Here is a 15962-nt window from a genome sequence, read left to right on the forward strand (position 1 = left end):
CATAAATTAACCTGCTTTTGATGTTGGATTGAACATATCAAAATCAGGCAATTACACAATTTTATGTACAGGCTCGGTTTTTTGTTTCTTAGTTGCTGGTATCGAGCTCGTCGAAATTCTTCACCAGGTCGTCAATCGCTTTGATCTGTTTCAGGAACGGCTCCAGTTTATCCAGCGGCAGTGCGGACGGACCATCGCACTTGGCGTTGGCTGGATCCGGGTGCGCTTCAATAAACAGACCGGCAAGACCTGTCGCCATACCTGCGCGAGCCAGTTCTGCCACCTGAGCACGACGACCGCCGGACGCAGCGCCAAACGGGTCGCGGCATTGCAGGGCGTGGGTGACGTCGAAGATAACCGGGGAGTTACCGGAAACGCTTTTCATCACGCTGAAGCCCAGCATATCAACAACCAGGTTGTCGTAGCCGAAGTTGCTGCCGCGGTCACACAGGATCACTTTATCGTTGCCGCCTTCGGCGAATTTATCAACGATATTCCCCATCTGACCAGGGCTGACAAACTGAGGTTTCTTAACGTTAATCACCGCACCGGTTTTCGCCATGGCTTCAACCAGGTCAGTCTGACGCGCCAGGAAGGCAGGCAGCTGGATAACATCGACCACGTCAGCGACCGGCTGAGCCTGGCTTGCTTCGTGAACGTCGGTGATGATTTTCACGCCGAAGGTCTGTTTCAGTTCCTGGAACAGCTTCATCCCTTCTTCCAGACCTGGCCCACGGTAGGATTTGATTGAGGAACGGTTGGCTTTATCAAAAGAGGCTTTAAACACATACGGGATACCCAGTTTCTGGGTAACGGTGACGTAGTGTTCACAGATACGCATCGCCAGATCGCGGGATTCCAGAACGTTCATGCCGCCAAACAGAACAAACGGCAGATCGTTGGCAACCTTGATATCGCCAATGCTAACCACTTTTTGAGTCATATTATTCCCTTTCAGAGTAGGTCGATAAAATCGGGTTAATGCAGTGTAATGTGTTTGTGCGAGATAGTATTAATTTGCGCACGGATCATTTCGCTGATCGGATCCTCAGGACACTGTTCAACAAAGTAATTCAAATCGTTAAGTGCAACGTGGTCACACTCAAGTTGTGCATAAATCAAACCGCGATCGCGGATCTCGTACGGATCTTCCGGATTAAACTGTAACAGCGCTTCACTCGCACGTAATGCCAGCTCCATCTGCTGCTCTTCCATCAACGCGGATTTCAGCGTATCCAGCAGTTTGCGAATGACCTCCGCGTTATCCGCTTCATCGAGATCTTCGTTAAACAGTTCAGCCACCGGGCTGATATTGCCTTTCAGCCACACTTCCAGCGTATGTTCATTCAGCGTGTCGCCGTTAAACGGATTGATAAGCCACATTTCGCCATCCATCCATTCCGCACGCAAAATCAGCTGAGTCGGGAAAATAACCGGCATCAATGGAATATCCAGATGCCCCGCCAGCCATAACAAAATAGCCCCCAGGGACACTGCGCTGCCCTGACGGTTTTTGAGTACTTTATCCAGCCATAACGCGTCGGAAAGACGATAGACGCCACGGGTATCTTTAAAACCCCATTCGCCATAAAACAGTTCGAGCAGTTTTTCCAGCTGCCAGTCCTGCGGCTGAAGCTCGGAAATTTCTTCCCGTGCCAGACTCAACAGTCGCTCCAGTTCGTCATGCACAAACTGCGACGGAAAGTCGTCACGCACCAGTTGGGAAATCAGTACCATCCCATCACACAATGGCGCTTTGTTAAATTCGTAATCGGCTAACGACCGCATGTCTTACCCCAGTATCGGTATCTTTGTGGCGGCGAGTTTTATGATGATGTACAGCACCACCAGCCCCAGCAAAAAGGCGATAAAGCCAGTTTGTTGGCTGCGCGGGCGATGTCGGCCCAGCGCAATGAAACCCAAAACGATGTAGATGATAACGCCAAACAGCTTTTCCGTCAGCCATGTACCATTACCAGTAAATGGCATATAGCCTGTCACAACCACCAGCCCTGCGCCGCTGAGCAGCAGGACGGTGTCGACAATATGCGGTACCACTCGCGCCCAGCGGGCATCGCCGCGCGGGTTTTGCGTAAAACGCCACCAGTAGCGCAGGACGAACAGGCTAATGGTCAACGCAACTGACGTCAAATGTACGTGGATCAGAACGTTATACACATTCATATTCATTACAGTGTTACTCCTGTAACGGCAGGCGGGCGAGGGTTAAGCGTTCATTACCGCCATAATCCCGACAGGTTTCCACCTCGCCATATCCTTGCTCAACAAACAATGTGCGCACGGCACTGCCCTGCTGCCAGCCGTGTTCTATCAGCAGCCAGCCGCCGGGACGCAAAAAGCGCCTTGATTGTGCGATTATCCACGCGATATCTGCAAGTCCTTCTTGTGCCGCCACCAGTGCAGAACGCGGTTCAAAGCGGACATCGCCCTCGGCAAGATGGGGATCCTGCTCATCGATATAGGGCGGATTACTGACAATCATCTCAAAACACTCGCCTTCCAGCGCACTGAACCAGTGGCTTTCCAGCAGCGTGATATTCTCAATGCCATGATGCTGCGCGTTACGTTTCGCCAGTTGTACCGCATCCGGCACAACGTCGACTGCCGTCACCTGACAGTCCGCGCGTTCGCTGGCCAGCGCCAGCCCAATCGCTCCGGTTCCGGTTCCCAAATCAAGGATCCGTACCGGCTCTGCGGGCAAACGGTTAAGCGCCTGCTCGACCAGACATTCGGTATCCGGGCGCGGGATAAGCGTGGCGGCGGAGACAAACAGCGGCAACGACCAGAATTCACGCACGCCAATAAGATGGGCGACCGGCTCGCCGCGTTCACGGCGGGCCAGCAGTTTTTCCAGTTGCTGATGTTGCTCCGCGCTCAGCTGCGTCTCGCCAAACGCCAGCACAAAGGTGCGGGCGCGGCCGGTGACAAACCCCAACAGTATTTCAGCGTCGCGACGCGGACTTTCACTGCCTGATAAGCGCGCAATCGCGGTCTGTAGCCAGTGCTGGTAGTCCATTAATCCTGCCCGGCAAGCGCCGCCAGCTGGTCGGCCTGGAATTCCTGAACGATAGGTTCGATCAGCGCATCCAGTTTACCTTCCATCACTTCGTCCAGGCGGTAGATGGTGAGGTTAATGCGGTGATCGGTCACTCGACCCTGCGGGAAGTTATAGGTACGGTTGCGGTCAGAACGATCGCCGCTGCCCAGCAGGTTACGGCGCGTTGAGGCTTCCGCCTGCTGACGCTTCGCCACTTCGGCGGCACGAATGCGCGAGCCCAGCACGGCCAGGGCTTTGGCTTTGTTTTTATGCTGCGAACGTTCGTCCTGACACTCCACCACAATCCCGGTCGGCAAGTGGGTAATACGAATGGCGGAATCGGTGGTGTTAACGTGCTGACCACCCGCCCCCGAGGAGCGGAAAGTATCAATACGTAAATCAGCGGGATTGATATCCGGCAGTTCGGCTTCCGGCAGTTCAGGCATGACCGCCACCGTACAGGCTGAGGTGTGAATGCGTCCCTGAGATTCGGTGGCAGGCACACGCTGTACGCGGTGACCGCCGGACTCAAATTTCAGTCGCCCGTAAACGCCATCGCCGCTTATTTTGGCAATAATCTCTTTGTAGCCGCCATGCTCACCTTCGTTGGCGCTCATGATCTCCACCCGCCAGCGGCGTGATTCCGCATAACGGCTGTACATACGGAACAGATCGCCAGCAAAAAGCGCGGCTTCATCACCGCCGGTACCGGCGCGAACTTCGACAAAAGCGCTGCGTTCGTCATCGGGATCTTTAGGCAGCAACAGAATTTGCAACTCCTGCTCAAGCTGCTCGCCCTTTTCTTTCGCATCCAGCAGTTCATCCTGCGCCATTTCTCGCATTTCCGGGTCGTCGAGCATCATGCGGGCCGTTTCGATATCTTCCTGAACCTGTTGCCAGTCATTAAAACAGCGCGATACATCGCTTAATTGCGCATACTCCCTGGATAACGCGCGGAATCGCTCCTGGTCGGCGATAGTTTGCGCATCACCCAACAACGCCTGAACTTCTTCATGGCGCTCTTGCAGGGCTTCCAGTTTGGCAACGATAGAGGGCTTCATAGGCGTAAATGCACCTTAGTTATAAGAGATTGTTGTGCTACTCCAGCCCGAGGCTGTTGCGCAGAATATGCAGGCGTTCATCGTCCCCGTCACGGGCAGCCTGCTGAAGAGATTTGGTTGGTGCGTGGATCAGGCGGTTGGTCAGTTTCCAGGCCAGATCCTGCATAATGGCTTGCGCGTCACCGCCCTGCTCCAGGGCCGCCAGCGCTTTCGCTGTGAGCTCGTCACGAACCTGTTCGGACTGGCTACGGTAATCGCGAATCGTCTCGCTGGCGCTTTGCGCGCGCAGCCAGGCCATAAATTCGCTGCTCTCCTGGGCCACAATGGTTTCGGCTTGTACCGCAGCCGCTTTGCGCTGCGCCAGGTTGTGCTGAATAATACTTTGCAGATCGTCAACGCTGTACAGATAGGCGTTCGCGACCTTGCCCACTTCGGGTTCCACATCACGCGGCACGGCAATGTCCACTAGCAGCATCGGCTGGTTGCGGCGCGCTTTCATCGCCCGCTCAACCATTCCCTTGCCAATAATCGGCAGCGGGCTGGCGGTGGAGCTGATCACGATATCCGCATCTTTCAGTCGGGAGTCGATATCGCTTAATGAAATCACTTCTGCCCCAACTTCGTCCGCCAGCGCCTGGGCGCGCTCGCGGGTACGGTTGGCGATAATCATTTTTTCGACTTTATGCTCACGAAGATGACGCGCCACCAGCTCGATGGTTTCCCCCGCGCCGACCAGCAACACCGTGACCGTCGAGAGTGACTCAAAGATTTGCCGGGCCAGCGTACAGGCGGCAAAGGCAACAGAAACGGCGCTGGCGCCAATGTCCGTCTCCGTGCGCACCCGCTTGGCGACCGAGAAGGATTTCTGGAACATGCGCTCCAGCTCACTGACATTCAGATGGCCACGATTCGAATCGGCGAAGGCTTTTTTGACCTGCCCCAGAATTTGCGGTTCGCCGAGCACCAGTGAATCCAGCCCGCTCGCCACACGCATTAAATGGCTGACCGCGTCATTATCATGGTGCCAGTAAAGGCTGTGGCGTAACTCGTCTTCGCTAATCTGGTGATAATCACACAGCCAGCGAACCAGGGATTCATGCAGGTTATCCCGCTCTTCAACGCTCAGATAAAGCTCGGTGCGGTTACAGGTCGACAGCACCACACCACCCTGCACCATAGGCTGCGCAAGCAGGCTTTCCAGCGCCTGGTCAAGCGTGTCCGGCGAAAACGTAATACGTTCTCGCAACGAAACGGGGGCCGTTTTGTGGTTGATGCCGAGCGCTAAAAGGGTCATGAGTGCGGGAATAGTACCAACGTTGATAAGGTTAGACTGAGCGCATCATACAGGATGAGTGGGGTCAATAAAAGAGAGGGTCTCCTTTTGGAGTAATTGGTAATTTAATGATTTAAGACAACTTGAACGTAGACGCTCCCGATGCCCGGCGCTAGCATTAAGCATATTGACCGTAATCTATCTTAAGGACTTGTCATCATTATGACTTTGCCGACTTCCCGCCTTATCCGCCTGCTCCCCCTGGCAAGCCTGGTGCTCAGCGCCTGTACCCTCAATGCGCCTAAGGAACCCGGAAAAAGCCCCGATGCGCCGCAATGGCGAGCGCATCAGCAGGAGGTGCGGGCGCTTAATCAGTTCCAGACCCGCGGCGCCTTTGCTTTTATTTCCGACCAGCAAAAAGTCTATGCCCGCTTCTTCTGGCAGCAGACCGGCCAGGACCGCTATCGTTTGTTGCTGACCAATCCGCTGGGCAGCACGGAACTTGAGCTGAATGCGCAGCCGGGCGTGGTGCAACTGATGGACAATAAGGGTCAGCGTTACACCGGGGAAGATGCCGAGGAGCTGATTGGCAAACTGACCGGAATGCCGATCCCGCTTAACAGTCTGCGTCAGTGGATTGTCGGCCTGCCGGGCGATGCGACCGACTACAAACTCGACGACCAGTATCGTCTGAGCGAAGTTAACTACCGCCATGACGGCAGAAACTGGAAGGTGGTTTACAGCGGTTATGACAGCAAAACTCAGCCAGCTCTGCCCGCCAGTATGGAGTTGAGCGACGGCGATCAGCGAATCAAGCTCAAAATGGATAACTGGATCGCCAAATAATGATGACCCACTGGCCTTCCCCGGCAAAACTTAATCTGTTTTTGTATATCACCGGACGACGTCCTGACGGTTATCACAATCTGCAAACGCTGTTTCAGTTCCTCGACTACGGCGACACCCTCAGTATTGAGCCGCGGACGGACGGAATCATTCGTCTGCTCAATCCTGTGGCGGGTGTTGCCGATGAAGATAACCTTATCGTTCGCGCCGCCCGTTTATTAATCGCAACAGCACAGGCAAAAGGCCGTCAGCCAGCGCGCTACGGTGCTGACATCGCTATCGAAAAACGGCTTCCTATGGGTGGTGGGCTGGGCGGCGGATCGTCCAATGCAGCGACCACGCTGGTTGCGCTCAACCATCTCTGGCAGTGCGGTCTTAGCGAAGATGAACTCGCCGAATCAGGCCTGAAACTGGGGGCGGATGTCCCGGTGTTTGTGCGGGGCCGGGCGGCCTTTGCCGAGGGTGTTGGCGAGCGTCTCACCCCGGTTGAGCCAGCAGAAAAATGGTATCTGGTGCTGCATCCTGGGGTCAGCATTGCCACCCCGGCGATTTTTAACGATCCGCAACTTCCAAGAAACACCCCAGTGCGGTCAATAGAAACGTTACTAAATTGTGAATTCAGCAACGATTGCGAGGTTATCGCAAGAAAACGTTTTCGTAAGGTTGATGAGGCGCTTGTCTGGCTGCTAGAATACGCGCCGTCGCGCCTGACTGGCACCGGAGCCTGTGTTTTTGCTGAATTTGACACAGAGCTTGCTGCTCGTCAGGTGTTAGAGCAAGTCCCGGCAGAATTGCAGGGTTTTGTGGCGCAGGGTGTCAACCTTTCGCCGCTGGCTCAAAAAATTGCCGGGTAGCTGAGTTTCGGTGACAACGTCACCTCGTTCCAGACGTTGCATCGCGCTCTTTAATACACCGCCTGAATAGAATGTTGCCTGGCCCGCACAGTTTTTGGCATATTCTATTCACCAATGGACGCATGCCTGAGGTTCTTCTCGTGCCTGATATGAAGCTTTTTGCTGGTAACGCTACCCCGGAACTAGCACAACGTATTGCCAACCGCCTGTACACTTCTCTCGGCGACGCCGCTGTAGGTCGCTTTAGCGACGGCGAAGTCAGCGTACAAATCAACGAAAATGTACGCGGTGGTGATATTTTCATCATCCAGTCCACTTGTGCTCCAACTAACGACAACCTGATGGAATTGGTTGTAATGGTTGATGCGCTGCGCCGTGCTTCCGCAGGTCGTATCACCGCTGTTATTCCTTACTTTGGTTATGCTCGTCAGGATCGCCGTGTGCGTTCTGCTCGTGTGCCAATCACCGCAAAAGTTGTTGCTGATTTTCTCTCCAGCGTTGGCGTTGACCGCGTCCTCACCGTTGACCTGCATGCTGAACAGATTCAGGGCTTCTTTGATGTTCCGGTAGATAATGTGTTCGGCAGCCCAATCCTGCTGGAAGACATGCTGCAAAAAAATCTCGATAACCCTATCGTGGTTTCTCCGGATATCGGTGGCGTGGTACGCGCTCGTGCGATTGCCAAACTGCTGAACGATACCGACATGGCTATCATCGATAAACGCCGTCCGCGCGCTAACGTCTCTCAGGTGATGCACATCATCGGCGACGTTGCTGACCGTGACTGCGTGATGGTTGATGACATGATCGACACCGGCGGCACGCTGTGTAAAGCAGCAGAAGCGCTGAAAGAACGTGGTGCAAAACGCGTGTTTGCTTACGCAACCCACCCGATCTTCTCCGGCAACGCGATTCAGAACATCAAAAACTCGGTGATTGATGAATTCATCGTCTGCGATACCATCCCGCTGACGCCTGAAATCAAAGCACTGGAAAAAGTCCGCACGCTGACTCTGTCTGGCATGCTGGCCGAAGCGATTCGTCGCATCAGCAACGAAGAATCCATTTCTGCAATGTTCGAACATTGACAGAAATCGGCACAGAAACCCGCTACGGCGGGTTTTTTTATTGCTGTATTTTATTGGTATGACCTGTTAAACCCGGTGTCTGTATGTACTCATGGAAGAACACCATCATGAATAAACTATTTTCATCCCATGTAATGCCGTTCAGTGCGCTTATTGATGCCTGCTGGAAAGAAAAATACACGCTCGCCCGCTTTACGCGCGACCTGATTGCCGGCGTGACCGTCGGGATCATTGCGATTCCGCTCGCCATGGCGCTGGCGATTGGCAGTGGCGTTGCGCCGCAGTATGGCCTTTATACCGCCGCCGTTGCCGGTATTGTGATTGCCCTGTCCGGCGGATCACGTTACAGCGTCTCCGGGCCAACCGCCGCCTTTGTGGTTATCCTCTACCCTGTCTCTCAGCAGTTCGGGCTGGGCGGGTTGCTGGTGGCGACGTTGATGTCCGGCCTCTTTTTGATCCTCTTCGGCCTTGCCCGTTTTGGCCGGTTGATTGAGTATATTCCGCTCTCCGTGACCCTCGGATTTACCTCCGGGATTGGTATCACCATCGGGACGATGCAGATAAAAGATTTCCTTGGCCTGCAGGTCGCCCATATGCCTGAGCACTACCTGCAAAAAGTCGGGGCGCTGGGAATGGCGTTACCGACGTTTAACCCAGGCGACGCCGCCATTGGCGTGGTGACGCTGGGCACGCTTATCCTGTGGCCGCGGTTGCGTATTCGCCTGCCAGGACACCTGCCCGCGCTGCTTGCCGGTTGTGCGGTGATGGGACTCGTCAATCTGGCGGGCGGGCATGTGGCGACCATTGGCTCGCAGTTCCATTATTTGCTGGCCGATGGCAGCCAGGGCAACGGCATCCCGCAGTTGTTACCCCAGCTAGTGTTACCCTGGGATCTGCCGAACTCAAGCTTCACCCTGAGCTGGGCGTCGTTACAGGCGCTGCTGCCCGCCGCCTTTTCAATGGCCATGCTCGGCGCGATTGAATCGCTGCTCTGCGCGGTCGTCCTCGACGGCATGACCAGCACCCGCCATAAAGCCAACAGCGAACTGATCGGCCAGGGACTGGGCAATATCATCGCCCCCTTCTTCGGCGGCATTACCGCCACGGCGGCGATTGCGCGCTCGGCGGCGAATGTGCGCGCCGGGGCAACCTCGCCGGTCTCCGCGATTATTCACTCTCTGCTGGTTATCATGGCGCTGCTGGTGCTGGCTCCCCTGCTTTCCTGGCTGCCGCTGTCGGCTATGGCCGCCCTGCTGCTGATGGTGGCGTGGAATATGAGTGAAGCGCATAAGGTGGTGAATCTGCTGCGTCGCGGGCCAAAGGACGACATTATCGTCATGCTGATGTGCATGTCGCTGACGGTACTGTTTGATATGGTGATTGCGATAAGCGTCGGGATCGTGCTCGCTTCCCTGCTGTTTATGCGCCGCATTGCGCGGATGACGCGCCTGGCACCGGTCAACGTGGAAGTACCGTCCGACGTGCTGGTTCTGCGGGTCATTGGCCCCCTGTTTTTTGCCGCCGCCGATGGCTTATTCACCGAGCTTGACCAGCGTATCGCCGGTAAACGGGTGGTCGTGCTGAAGTGGGATGCGGTACCGCTGCTTGATGCCGGTGGGCTGGATGCCTTCCAACGCTTCGTGAAACGTCTGCCGGAAGGCACCGAACTGCGGGTCAGTAACCTGGAGTTCCAGCCCCTGCGCACTATGGCGCGAGCGGGTGTTCAGCCCATCCCTGGGCGTTTGTCCTTCTGGCCAAACCGTGATGCGGCCCTGGCCGATTTATGATCTCTGTGGCGCAGAATAGCGCCGGGACATCATCACGCCAATAGCCTGATACAACCACTGGATGACCTCCGTCGTCATCCAGGTGCCCGTCATCAGATGCGGCTCCTGCTCCATGGCCTGGCGAAATTTCTGCCAGGTCCGGGGATCGGTTCCGGCATAAGATTCAAACAGAGCCTGCCAGTTTTCCACCAGCGCCTGCGCCTCATCACTGCCCGGATCCAGGCGCTGGCGGGTCGCCTGATGCAAACGGGCGACCAGCGGCGGCCACTCCATGATCCGGTCAAAGTAGTGGGCGCGCGTAAAGGCCATCTCTTGCGCATCCAGATAACGTTGCCAGATGACAAACTTACTTTCGGCAAAACTGCGGGTGATGTAACCGATTATCGCCTCATCAATGCCCGTTTGCTCCCGCATCTGCGGCTCAACAAAATGCATTTCATTCAGGCGGGTCAAAAAGTCCGGCCGCCCGGCCGTATCCTGCTCAAGACGGGACATCCAGCGGGTAGCCAGGGTCATCGCCCGGTTATCTGTCTCCGGGCAGTTCTGCGCCATCAGCGTTTTGGCCTGCGCCACCAAATCCTGCCACAGGTTGTCGCGCGCAGAGTCATGCGACGCAAAGGGTAATTCCTGTAATTCCTGAGCACTAAACCAGCGATCGTACATTTTCATTAATTCCAGAGTCTGTAGCCAGGACTCAAGGTCAGGTTCGTTTCCACCGGACAGCGTATTTCTTAGCGACGTCAGTTGCTCACGCAGGGTTGCAATATTGCGCATTTGCATATCCAGCAAGCTGATTTGTTCGTTAAGTAATGCGTCAAGCGGACGCGTCTCCTGTGCCAGATAGTCCGTAATTGCTGCCAGCGCCATTCCCGACTTAATCAGCACCTGAATCATATGCAGGCGTTTGACGTCAGCGAGATTGTATAAGCGGTAACCGGCAGCGCTTCGGGCGGAAGGGGTAAGCAGTCCGATAGTTTCGTAGTGGTGCAATGTGCGAACGGTGATCCCTGCGCGCCGCGCCAGAACACCAGCCTGAATCAACATAAAGACTCCTTCTCTTCCCCGTGGCGTAGACTCTGAAGCCTGACGTTACGTGAGGGTCAACAAAAAAGCCAAAAAAAAACGGCTTCCAGTGGAAACCGCTTTGATTGATACCGGGTCCGGGCGTTAGCTGTGTTTGTCACGACGGCAGCGTTTGTCGTAGTGACGAACCCACCAGTACTTATCGCACACCTGTTCATGGCCGCCAACGCGCGCCCCCGCGAGCCAGAGTACAGCGCCGACAAAAATACTCAGCACCGCGCCATGGGCGAAAAATTGCGGCAGGTTAAGCTGCGGGAGTTGGTTTAAAATGGAGTAACTCACACCGACAATCATCACCACCAGCCCCAGGCACATCAGCACATTACCGAGTAACGAAGCGTTTTTGCGTTTCATAGTGTCACCTTCGGAACGATGGGTTGAACGGGAATAACCCCAGTCAAATAATGTACAAAGTATAGACAGGGCGTCTTTTATTGATTGCGGTTAGGATCACAATTACACATATTCAGGCAACAAAAGTTTACATTTAAGCCCCTGAACTGCTTGTAATTCTAATGGTTCATTAGAGCAATCATTATCGTTTTCCCGTTTCGCTTTGAGAATTTTGTTTTCAGCCGCTGCACGACGTAAACTACGCGCCAGATATTGACCTGGTCAGGAAGAGAAAGTGACGATTAAACTGATTGTCGGGCTGGCAAACCCGGGAGCGGAATACGCGGCCACACGCCACAATGCGGGTGCCTGGTATGTGGATTTACTGGCGGAGCGTTTCCGTGCGCCGCTGCGCGAGGAGCCAAAGTTCTACGGTTATACTTCACGCCTGACGCTTGCCGGTGAAGATGTACGCCTGCTGGTCCCCACGACATTCATGAACCTGAGCGGCAAAGCGGTTGCGGCTATGGCAACCTTCTATCGTATCAATCCGGATGAGATCCTGGTGGCGCACGATGAACTGGATCTCCCGCCAGGAGTCGCAAAATTCAAACTCGGCGGCGGTCATGGCGGGCACAACGGGCTAAAAGACATCATCAGCAAGCTGGGCAATAACCCGAATTTTCACCGTTTACGCGTTGGAATCGGCCATCCGGGCGATAAAAACAAAGTTGTTGGTTTTGTCCTCGGCAAACCACCGGTTTCTGAGCAGAAACTTATCGACGAAGCGGTTGACGAAGCGGTGCGTTGCACCGAGCTATGGCTGAAAGACGGCCTGACCAAAGCAACCAATCGCCTGCACGCCTTTAAGGCACAGTAAACCCTTTGCGTGGCATTTTTGCCGCGCGATCCAGCGGTTACGTGTATAATAGGCAAAGTTATCAACTTTTATGCAATCTGTTTTACATAACAGGTTGATTATTCAGAACTTAAGGTAATCACATCATGGGATTCAAATGCGGTATCGTTGGCCTGCCCAACGTAGGTAAATCCACCCTGTTCAACGCGCTCACCAAAGCTGGTATTGAAGCGGCTAACTTCCCGTTCTGTACCATTGAGCCGAACACCGGTGTCGTACCGATGCCCGATCCGCGTCTGGACAAGCTGGCTGAAATCGTTAAGCCGCAGCGCATTCTGCCGACTACCATGGAGTTCGTGGATATCGCGGGCCTGGTGAAAGGCGCGTCTAAAGGTGAAGGCCTGGGTAATCAGTTCCTGACCAATATCCGTGAAACCGAGGCCATTGGTCACGTGGTGCGTTGCTTTGAAAACGACAACATCATTCATGTGAACAATAAAGTCGATCCGGCTGATGATATTGAAGTAATCAATACCGAGCTGGCCCTTTCCGACCTCGATACCTGCGAACGCGCCCTGCACCGCGTGCAGAAAAAAGCCAAAGGCGGCGATAAAGACGCGAAAGCAGAGCAAGCGGCGCTGGAAAAATGTCTGCCGCAGTTGGAAAACGCAGGTATGCTGCGCGCCCTGAAAAATTTGACTGAAGAAGACAAAGCGGCGATCAAATACCTGAGCTTCCTGACGCTGAAACCGACCATGTACATCGCCAACGTCAACGAAGATGGCTTCGAGAACAACCCGTACCTGGACAAAGTGCGTGAAATCGCCGCTGCAGAAGGTTCTGTGGTAGTGGCCGTATGTGCCGCCGTTGAGTCAGATATCGCTGAACTGGACGATGCCGACCGCGAAGAGTTTATGGCTGAGCTGGGTATTGAAGAGCCGGGCCTGAACCGTGTTATTCGTGCCGGTTACGAGCTGCTGAGCCTGCAAACCTACTTCACCGCTGGCGTGAAAGAAGTACGCGCCTGGACCATCCCGGTTGGCGCGACCGCCCCGCAGGCCGCCGGTAAAATCCATACCGACTTCGAGAAAGGCTTTATCCGCGCGCAGACCATCGCCTATGAAGACTTTATCACCTACAAAGGTGAGCAAGGCGCGAAAGAAGCCGGGAAAATGCGTGCAGAAGGTAAAGAGTACATCGTTAAAGATGGCGACGTAATGAACTTCCTGTTTAACGTCTAAATAGAATTTGTTGTCTCATGAGGTTTTACTGAATCTCATGACAATGAAAAAAATATATAAAATCCACGCAATTGCGTGGATTTTTTTATGGTGCTTCGTTTAATCTCGCCACAGCGTAGTTAAAAATGAGTATAGAGATGTGTAAGCACACCCATTAATGTCTACCCTCTCTCCATGGCAATTAATAATTCATCATTATATTTTTTATTTTTGACCAAGATATCGCCTCACAATATATTTGAATTGATTAGCTTGAGCTACTGACAACATCATTAAATAATCACCTGCACCTCGGGAAATTGTAACCTCTATGCCTCCTCCGTCTGCTTCGTAATTTATCTTAGCATCACGTAGTTCTTTGAAAGGTATAGATGTTATTCTTTCTATTAGTTGGCCCATTTGGGTTGTAAACGAACGTTTAATATTTAGATTATCTGCATCACTTGTGATGATATGTTTCCCTCCCGTACCAGAGATCTCTGTTAGATCCACACTCAATTTTTCTTGTTCTTTTCGATAGTCACTGAGCTCCTTCATCCACAATGGAATATTGTCTTGCATTCTATCTTTATAAGCCATTTGATTTCCCTTTCTGGTTCGGCTGGCCCATTTTTGTTGCCCATCAGGTCCGTAGTTATCAGTATCCTCGGTAGAACGGCTACTATAATCAGTATCCAGGGATGCCCAAGGTGAAGGAATTGTTTTAAACATTCGGTGAGCTTCATCAGTAGCATCTTGCTCAACAAAAAAGAAAGTTTTCTTTGCGATATCATTTAGTTTAGGATCAGGAGCTTCCTCGGTGAGCTTATAAATCATCCTTATTTCCTTGTCAGTAGTAAAAGTAGTGGACTTATCTCGGGTTCCCTTCATGTTGGGAATAAAATCAGATGCCGAATCCGCCCCTTTTTTCCTGAGTGCCAGATAAGTTGGAATCAATGGTTTTCCTGCATAAAATCGTTTAACATTTTCTTGCAGCACTCCAACTAACCCTCCTTTCGATTGGAAAAATGCTTCCTTTTGAGAGTCGTCTTTGATTGATATAACCTTATTCGCACTGGCTTTCATTTCTGTATTAGCCTGGGTTTCATTCTTAGCCCATTTTACGAAATACATAAATCCTTCCTCACCACCTCCAAATTCTCGCTGAACTATTACAGATGCCTTTACTCCATTTTCTAGCTCTATCTTAACCTTATCGTTTTTGTCGTCATCAAAACTATAAAACATATTGTCCGCCCAGCCAGATAACAAGGCTAGCTTATTATCGGTTGACATGGTCTTCCAACCTTCTTCAAAAAATGTCTCCAGGCTATAGATATTTTCGCCGTTATCTAAAGGAGATTTATCCCATCCATATTTTGTTTTATTAGCATGTGATTGTTCCAAATATACCCAACCAGCCGGACCAATGCCAAAGATTCCGGCTTCAGTTGTGGAATGCTCATCGTTTGGTTGCTCAAAATCAGTTACTCGTTGCACTAATTTTTTATCGTGACCCAGGGATTGAATTGATGTATCTTTTTGTATCATTCCATGGTTTTTTTTCATGAATAACATCTATAGGCCTATTATCCACTAGCCTAAAAATTTTCTTACCACTGTTCGCACTCTGCGCGGCAGAATTAATAGCCACCCTGCCTTTATTCTCTGTAGGTTTTTTCACATGTTTATACATATCCTAAACCTTTTAATTTATTTTATTGAGCGTTTTTTAACATTCAACCTCATTATTACCTCACCACTGACTTAAATATTCCTCCCACCCAACAGCCTAACCCCCCCGCAACGCCCGCCCCCCCCATCACATCCGCTTCATGCTCTAACGCAGGACTATCATTTACCGCCATTCCGGCAACGGAGGTCGTTGCCGCAACCCGCCCCTGAGCCTGCTGCACCACGTGTCCCAGTTCATGCGGTAAATGTTTTTCCTGGCCGGAAGCGAGGTGAATATCGCTGCCCTGCGCGTAGGCATGCGCCTGAACGGCGGCCGGTTTTGCCGAGTTATAATGCACTTTGACATGGTCCAGATTCATGCTACTGATATTTTCCATCCCGCTTTTCAGGTTATCGGGCAGTCCGGTTTTATTGGGCTGTCGTTGCACGGTTCCAGCGCGATTATCCTCCAAAGCCATTGCAGCATGACGCACCTTGCGCTGCGTGACCGACGAGGAATAAACCGCCTGTCGGGTGGATTGATGTTGTGTCGTGTGTCTGGAAAACATAAAACGTCCTCATTCTCAGTTTCCACCAGCCTCACGCCAGCGGTCTTACGCTGCATTCACTCAAAAAATATTTTGTTATTCTTTCTGAATTCCTGGCGAATGCTGGTAATAATGTCGTCCTGATTAACGACTCGCTCACCCCGTTGAATGGCCGTTTTTGCCAAAAGCGTTGGCGATAAACCAGTAAGTATCCTCCGGCAGAGCCGGAGGCTTTAGGGTGAGCGCCTCAAAGGCGCCGACAAACCATGAGCCGCCCA

16 protein-coding genes are annotated in these 15962 nt (G+C 52.8%); 6 read left to right on the top strand and 10 right to left on the bottom strand.

Annotated elements, in window-relative coordinates; translation table 11 throughout:
- Positions 1-88: 88 nt before the first annotated feature.
- Genes kdsA through hemA form a run of 6 tightly spaced genes read right to left on the bottom strand, consistent with a single transcriptional unit; the run spans position 89 to position 5413 of the window.
- Positions 89-943: a 3-deoxy-8-phosphooctulonate synthase gene (kdsA, locus tag ACSZO4_RS19790; protein WP_437890771.1), complete on the bottom strand. Its 855-nt coding sequence runs from the start codon at positions 941-943 to the stop codon at positions 89-91.
- A gap of 35 nt (positions 944-978) precedes the next feature.
- On the bottom strand, positions 979-1788 hold the full coding sequence (gene sirB1 / locus ACSZO4_RS19795; RefSeq protein ID WP_437890773.1) for an invasion regulator SirB1: 810 nt from the start codon (positions 1786-1788) through the stop codon (positions 979-981).
- Positions 1789-1791: 3 nt separating this feature from the next.
- Positions 1792-2184 (bottom strand): invasion regulator SirB2, encoded by a 393-nt coding sequence (gene sirB2 / locus ACSZO4_RS19800; RefSeq protein WP_437890801.1) that lies wholly within the window; start codon positions 2182-2184, stop codon positions 1792-1794.
- 13 nt (positions 2185-2197) lie between these two features.
- Positions 2198-3037 (bottom strand): peptide chain release factor N(5)-glutamine methyltransferase, encoded by an 840-nt coding sequence (prmC, locus tag ACSZO4_RS19805; RefSeq protein WP_437890775.1) that lies wholly within the window; start codon positions 3035-3037, stop codon positions 2198-2200.
- Complete coding sequence (prfA, locus tag ACSZO4_RS19810; protein ID WP_437890777.1) at positions 3037-4119, bottom strand: peptide chain release factor 1; 1083 nt, start codon at positions 4117-4119, stop codon at positions 3037-3039. The genes prmC and prfA overlap by 1 nt, the downstream gene beginning before the upstream one ends.
- 37 nt (positions 4120-4156) lie before the next feature.
- Positions 4157-5413 (bottom strand): glutamyl-tRNA reductase, encoded by a 1257-nt coding sequence (hemA, locus tag ACSZO4_RS19815; RefSeq protein ID WP_437890779.1) that lies wholly within the window; start codon positions 5411-5413, stop codon positions 4157-4159.
- Between the two features lie 201 nt (positions 5414-5614).
- On the opposite strand from hemA, the gene lolB reads away from it, so the two are divergent.
- From lolB to dauA, 4 genes are all read left to right on the top strand, one after another.
- Positions 5615-6238, top strand: a complete 624-nt coding sequence (gene lolB / locus ACSZO4_RS19820; protein WP_437890781.1) for a lipoprotein insertase outer membrane protein LolB — start codon at positions 5615-5617, stop codon at positions 6236-6238.
- Positions 6238-7092, top strand: a complete 855-nt coding sequence (ispE, locus tag ACSZO4_RS19825; protein ID WP_437890783.1) for a 4-(cytidine 5'-diphospho)-2-C-methyl-D-erythritol kinase — start codon at positions 6238-6240, stop codon at positions 7090-7092. The genes lolB and ispE overlap by 1 nt, the downstream gene beginning before the upstream one ends.
- Positions 7093-7232: 140 nt before the next feature.
- Positions 7233-8180, top strand: coding sequence for a ribose-phosphate diphosphokinase (gene prs / locus ACSZO4_RS19830; protein ID WP_437890785.1), 948 nt, complete (start codon positions 7233-7235; stop codon positions 8178-8180).
- A 107-nt stretch (positions 8181-8287) separates the two neighbouring features.
- A complete protein-coding gene (dauA, locus tag ACSZO4_RS19835) occupies positions 8288-9967 on the top strand; it encodes a C4-dicarboxylic acid transporter DauA (protein WP_437890787.1) in 1680 nt (559 codons plus the stop codon).
- Here dauA and ACSZO4_RS19840 read toward each other — a convergent pair.
- A complete protein-coding gene (locus tag ACSZO4_RS19840; protein ID WP_437890789.1) occupies positions 9962-11011 on the bottom strand; it encodes a MerR family transcriptional regulator in 1050 nt (349 codons plus the stop codon). The two genes, dauA and ACSZO4_RS19840, sit on opposite strands and share 6 nt — an antisense overlap.
- A 123-nt stretch (positions 11012-11134) precedes the next feature.
- The gene (gene ychH / locus ACSZO4_RS19845; RefSeq protein ID WP_437890791.1) at positions 11135-11404 is read right to left on the bottom strand and encodes a stress-induced protein YchH; all 270 of its coding nucleotides are present in this window, start codon (positions 11402-11404) and stop codon (positions 11135-11137) included.
- A gap of 274 nt (positions 11405-11678) precedes the next feature.
- Here ychH and pth point away from each other — a divergent pair, with 274 nt between their 5' ends.
- Together pth and ychF are read left to right on the top strand one after the other, a co-directional pair.
- Positions 11679-12263: an aminoacyl-tRNA hydrolase gene (pth, locus tag ACSZO4_RS19850; protein ID WP_437890793.1), complete on the top strand. Its 585-nt coding sequence runs from the start codon at positions 11679-11681 to the stop codon at positions 12261-12263.
- Positions 12264-12388: 125 nt separating this feature from the next.
- Positions 12389-13483 carry a redox-regulated ATPase YchF gene (gene ychF / locus ACSZO4_RS19855; RefSeq protein WP_437890795.1) on the top strand — a complete coding sequence of 365 codons (1095 nt, stop codon included), beginning with the start codon at positions 12389-12391 and terminating at the stop codon, positions 13481-13483.
- Between the two features lie 204 nt (positions 13484-13687).
- Here ychF and ACSZO4_RS19860 read toward each other — a convergent pair whose 3' ends face one another.
- Entirely contained in the window at positions 13688-15031 is a 1344-nt protein-coding gene (locus tag ACSZO4_RS19860) for a hypothetical protein (protein WP_437890797.1), read from the bottom strand.
- Between the two features lie 182 nt (positions 15032-15213).
- Positions 15214-15705: an eCIS core domain-containing protein gene (locus tag ACSZO4_RS19865; protein ID WP_437890799.1), complete on the bottom strand. Its 492-nt coding sequence runs from the start codon at positions 15703-15705 to the stop codon at positions 15214-15216.
- Positions 15706-15962: the final 257 nt, after the last annotated feature.

Source organism: Phytobacter sp. V91, from assembly GCF_965644225.1.
Classification (GTDB): Bacteria; Pseudomonadota; Gammaproteobacteria; order Enterobacterales; family Enterobacteriaceae; genus CBFFRJ01.

Coding starts and splice junctions, on each gene's coding strand:
- kdsA (WP_437890771.1), bottom strand. CDS start 943: ATGACTCAAAAAGTGGTTAGCATTGGCGATATCAAGGTTGCCAACGAT.
- sirB1 (WP_437890773.1), bottom strand. CDS start 1,788: ATGCGGTCGTTAGCCGATTACGAATTTAACAAAGCGCCATTGTGTGAT.
- sirB2 (WP_437890801.1), bottom strand. CDS start 2,184: ATGAATGTGTATAACGTTCTGATCCACGTACATTTGACGTCAGTTGCG.
- prmC (WP_437890775.1), bottom strand. CDS start 3,037: ATGGACTACCAGCACTGGCTACAGACCGCGATTGCGCGCTTATCAGGC.
- prfA (WP_437890777.1), bottom strand. CDS start 4,119: ATGAAGCCCTCTATCGTTGCCAAACTGGAAGCCCTGCAAGAGCGCCAT.
- hemA (WP_437890779.1), bottom strand. CDS start 5,413: ATGACCCTTTTAGCGCTCGGCATCAACCACAAAACGGCCCCCGTTTCG.
- lolB (WP_437890781.1), top strand. CDS start 5,615: ATGACTTTGCCGACTTCCCGCCTTATCCGCCTGCTCCCCCTGGCAAGC.
- ispE (WP_437890783.1), top strand. CDS start 6,238: ATGATGACCCACTGGCCTTCCCCGGCAAAACTTAATCTGTTTTTGTAT.
- dauA (WP_437890787.1), top strand. CDS start 8,288: ATGAATAAACTATTTTCATCCCATGTAATGCCGTTCAGTGCGCTTATT.
- ACSZO4_RS19840 (WP_437890789.1), bottom strand. CDS start 11,011: ATGTTGATTCAGGCTGGTGTTCTGGCGCGGCGCGCAGGGATCACCGTT.
- ychH (WP_437890791.1), bottom strand. CDS start 11,404: ATGAAACGCAAAAACGCTTCGTTACTCGGTAATGTGCTGATGTGCCTG.
- ychF (WP_437890795.1), top strand. CDS start 12,389: ATGGGATTCAAATGCGGTATCGTTGGCCTGCCCAACGTAGGTAAATCC.
- ACSZO4_RS19860 (WP_437890797.1), bottom strand. CDS start 15,031: ATGAAAAAAAACCATGGAATGATACAAAAAGATACATCAATTCAATCC.
- ACSZO4_RS19865 (WP_437890799.1), bottom strand. CDS start 15,705: ATGTTTTCCAGACACACGACACAACATCAATCCACCCGACAGGCGGTT.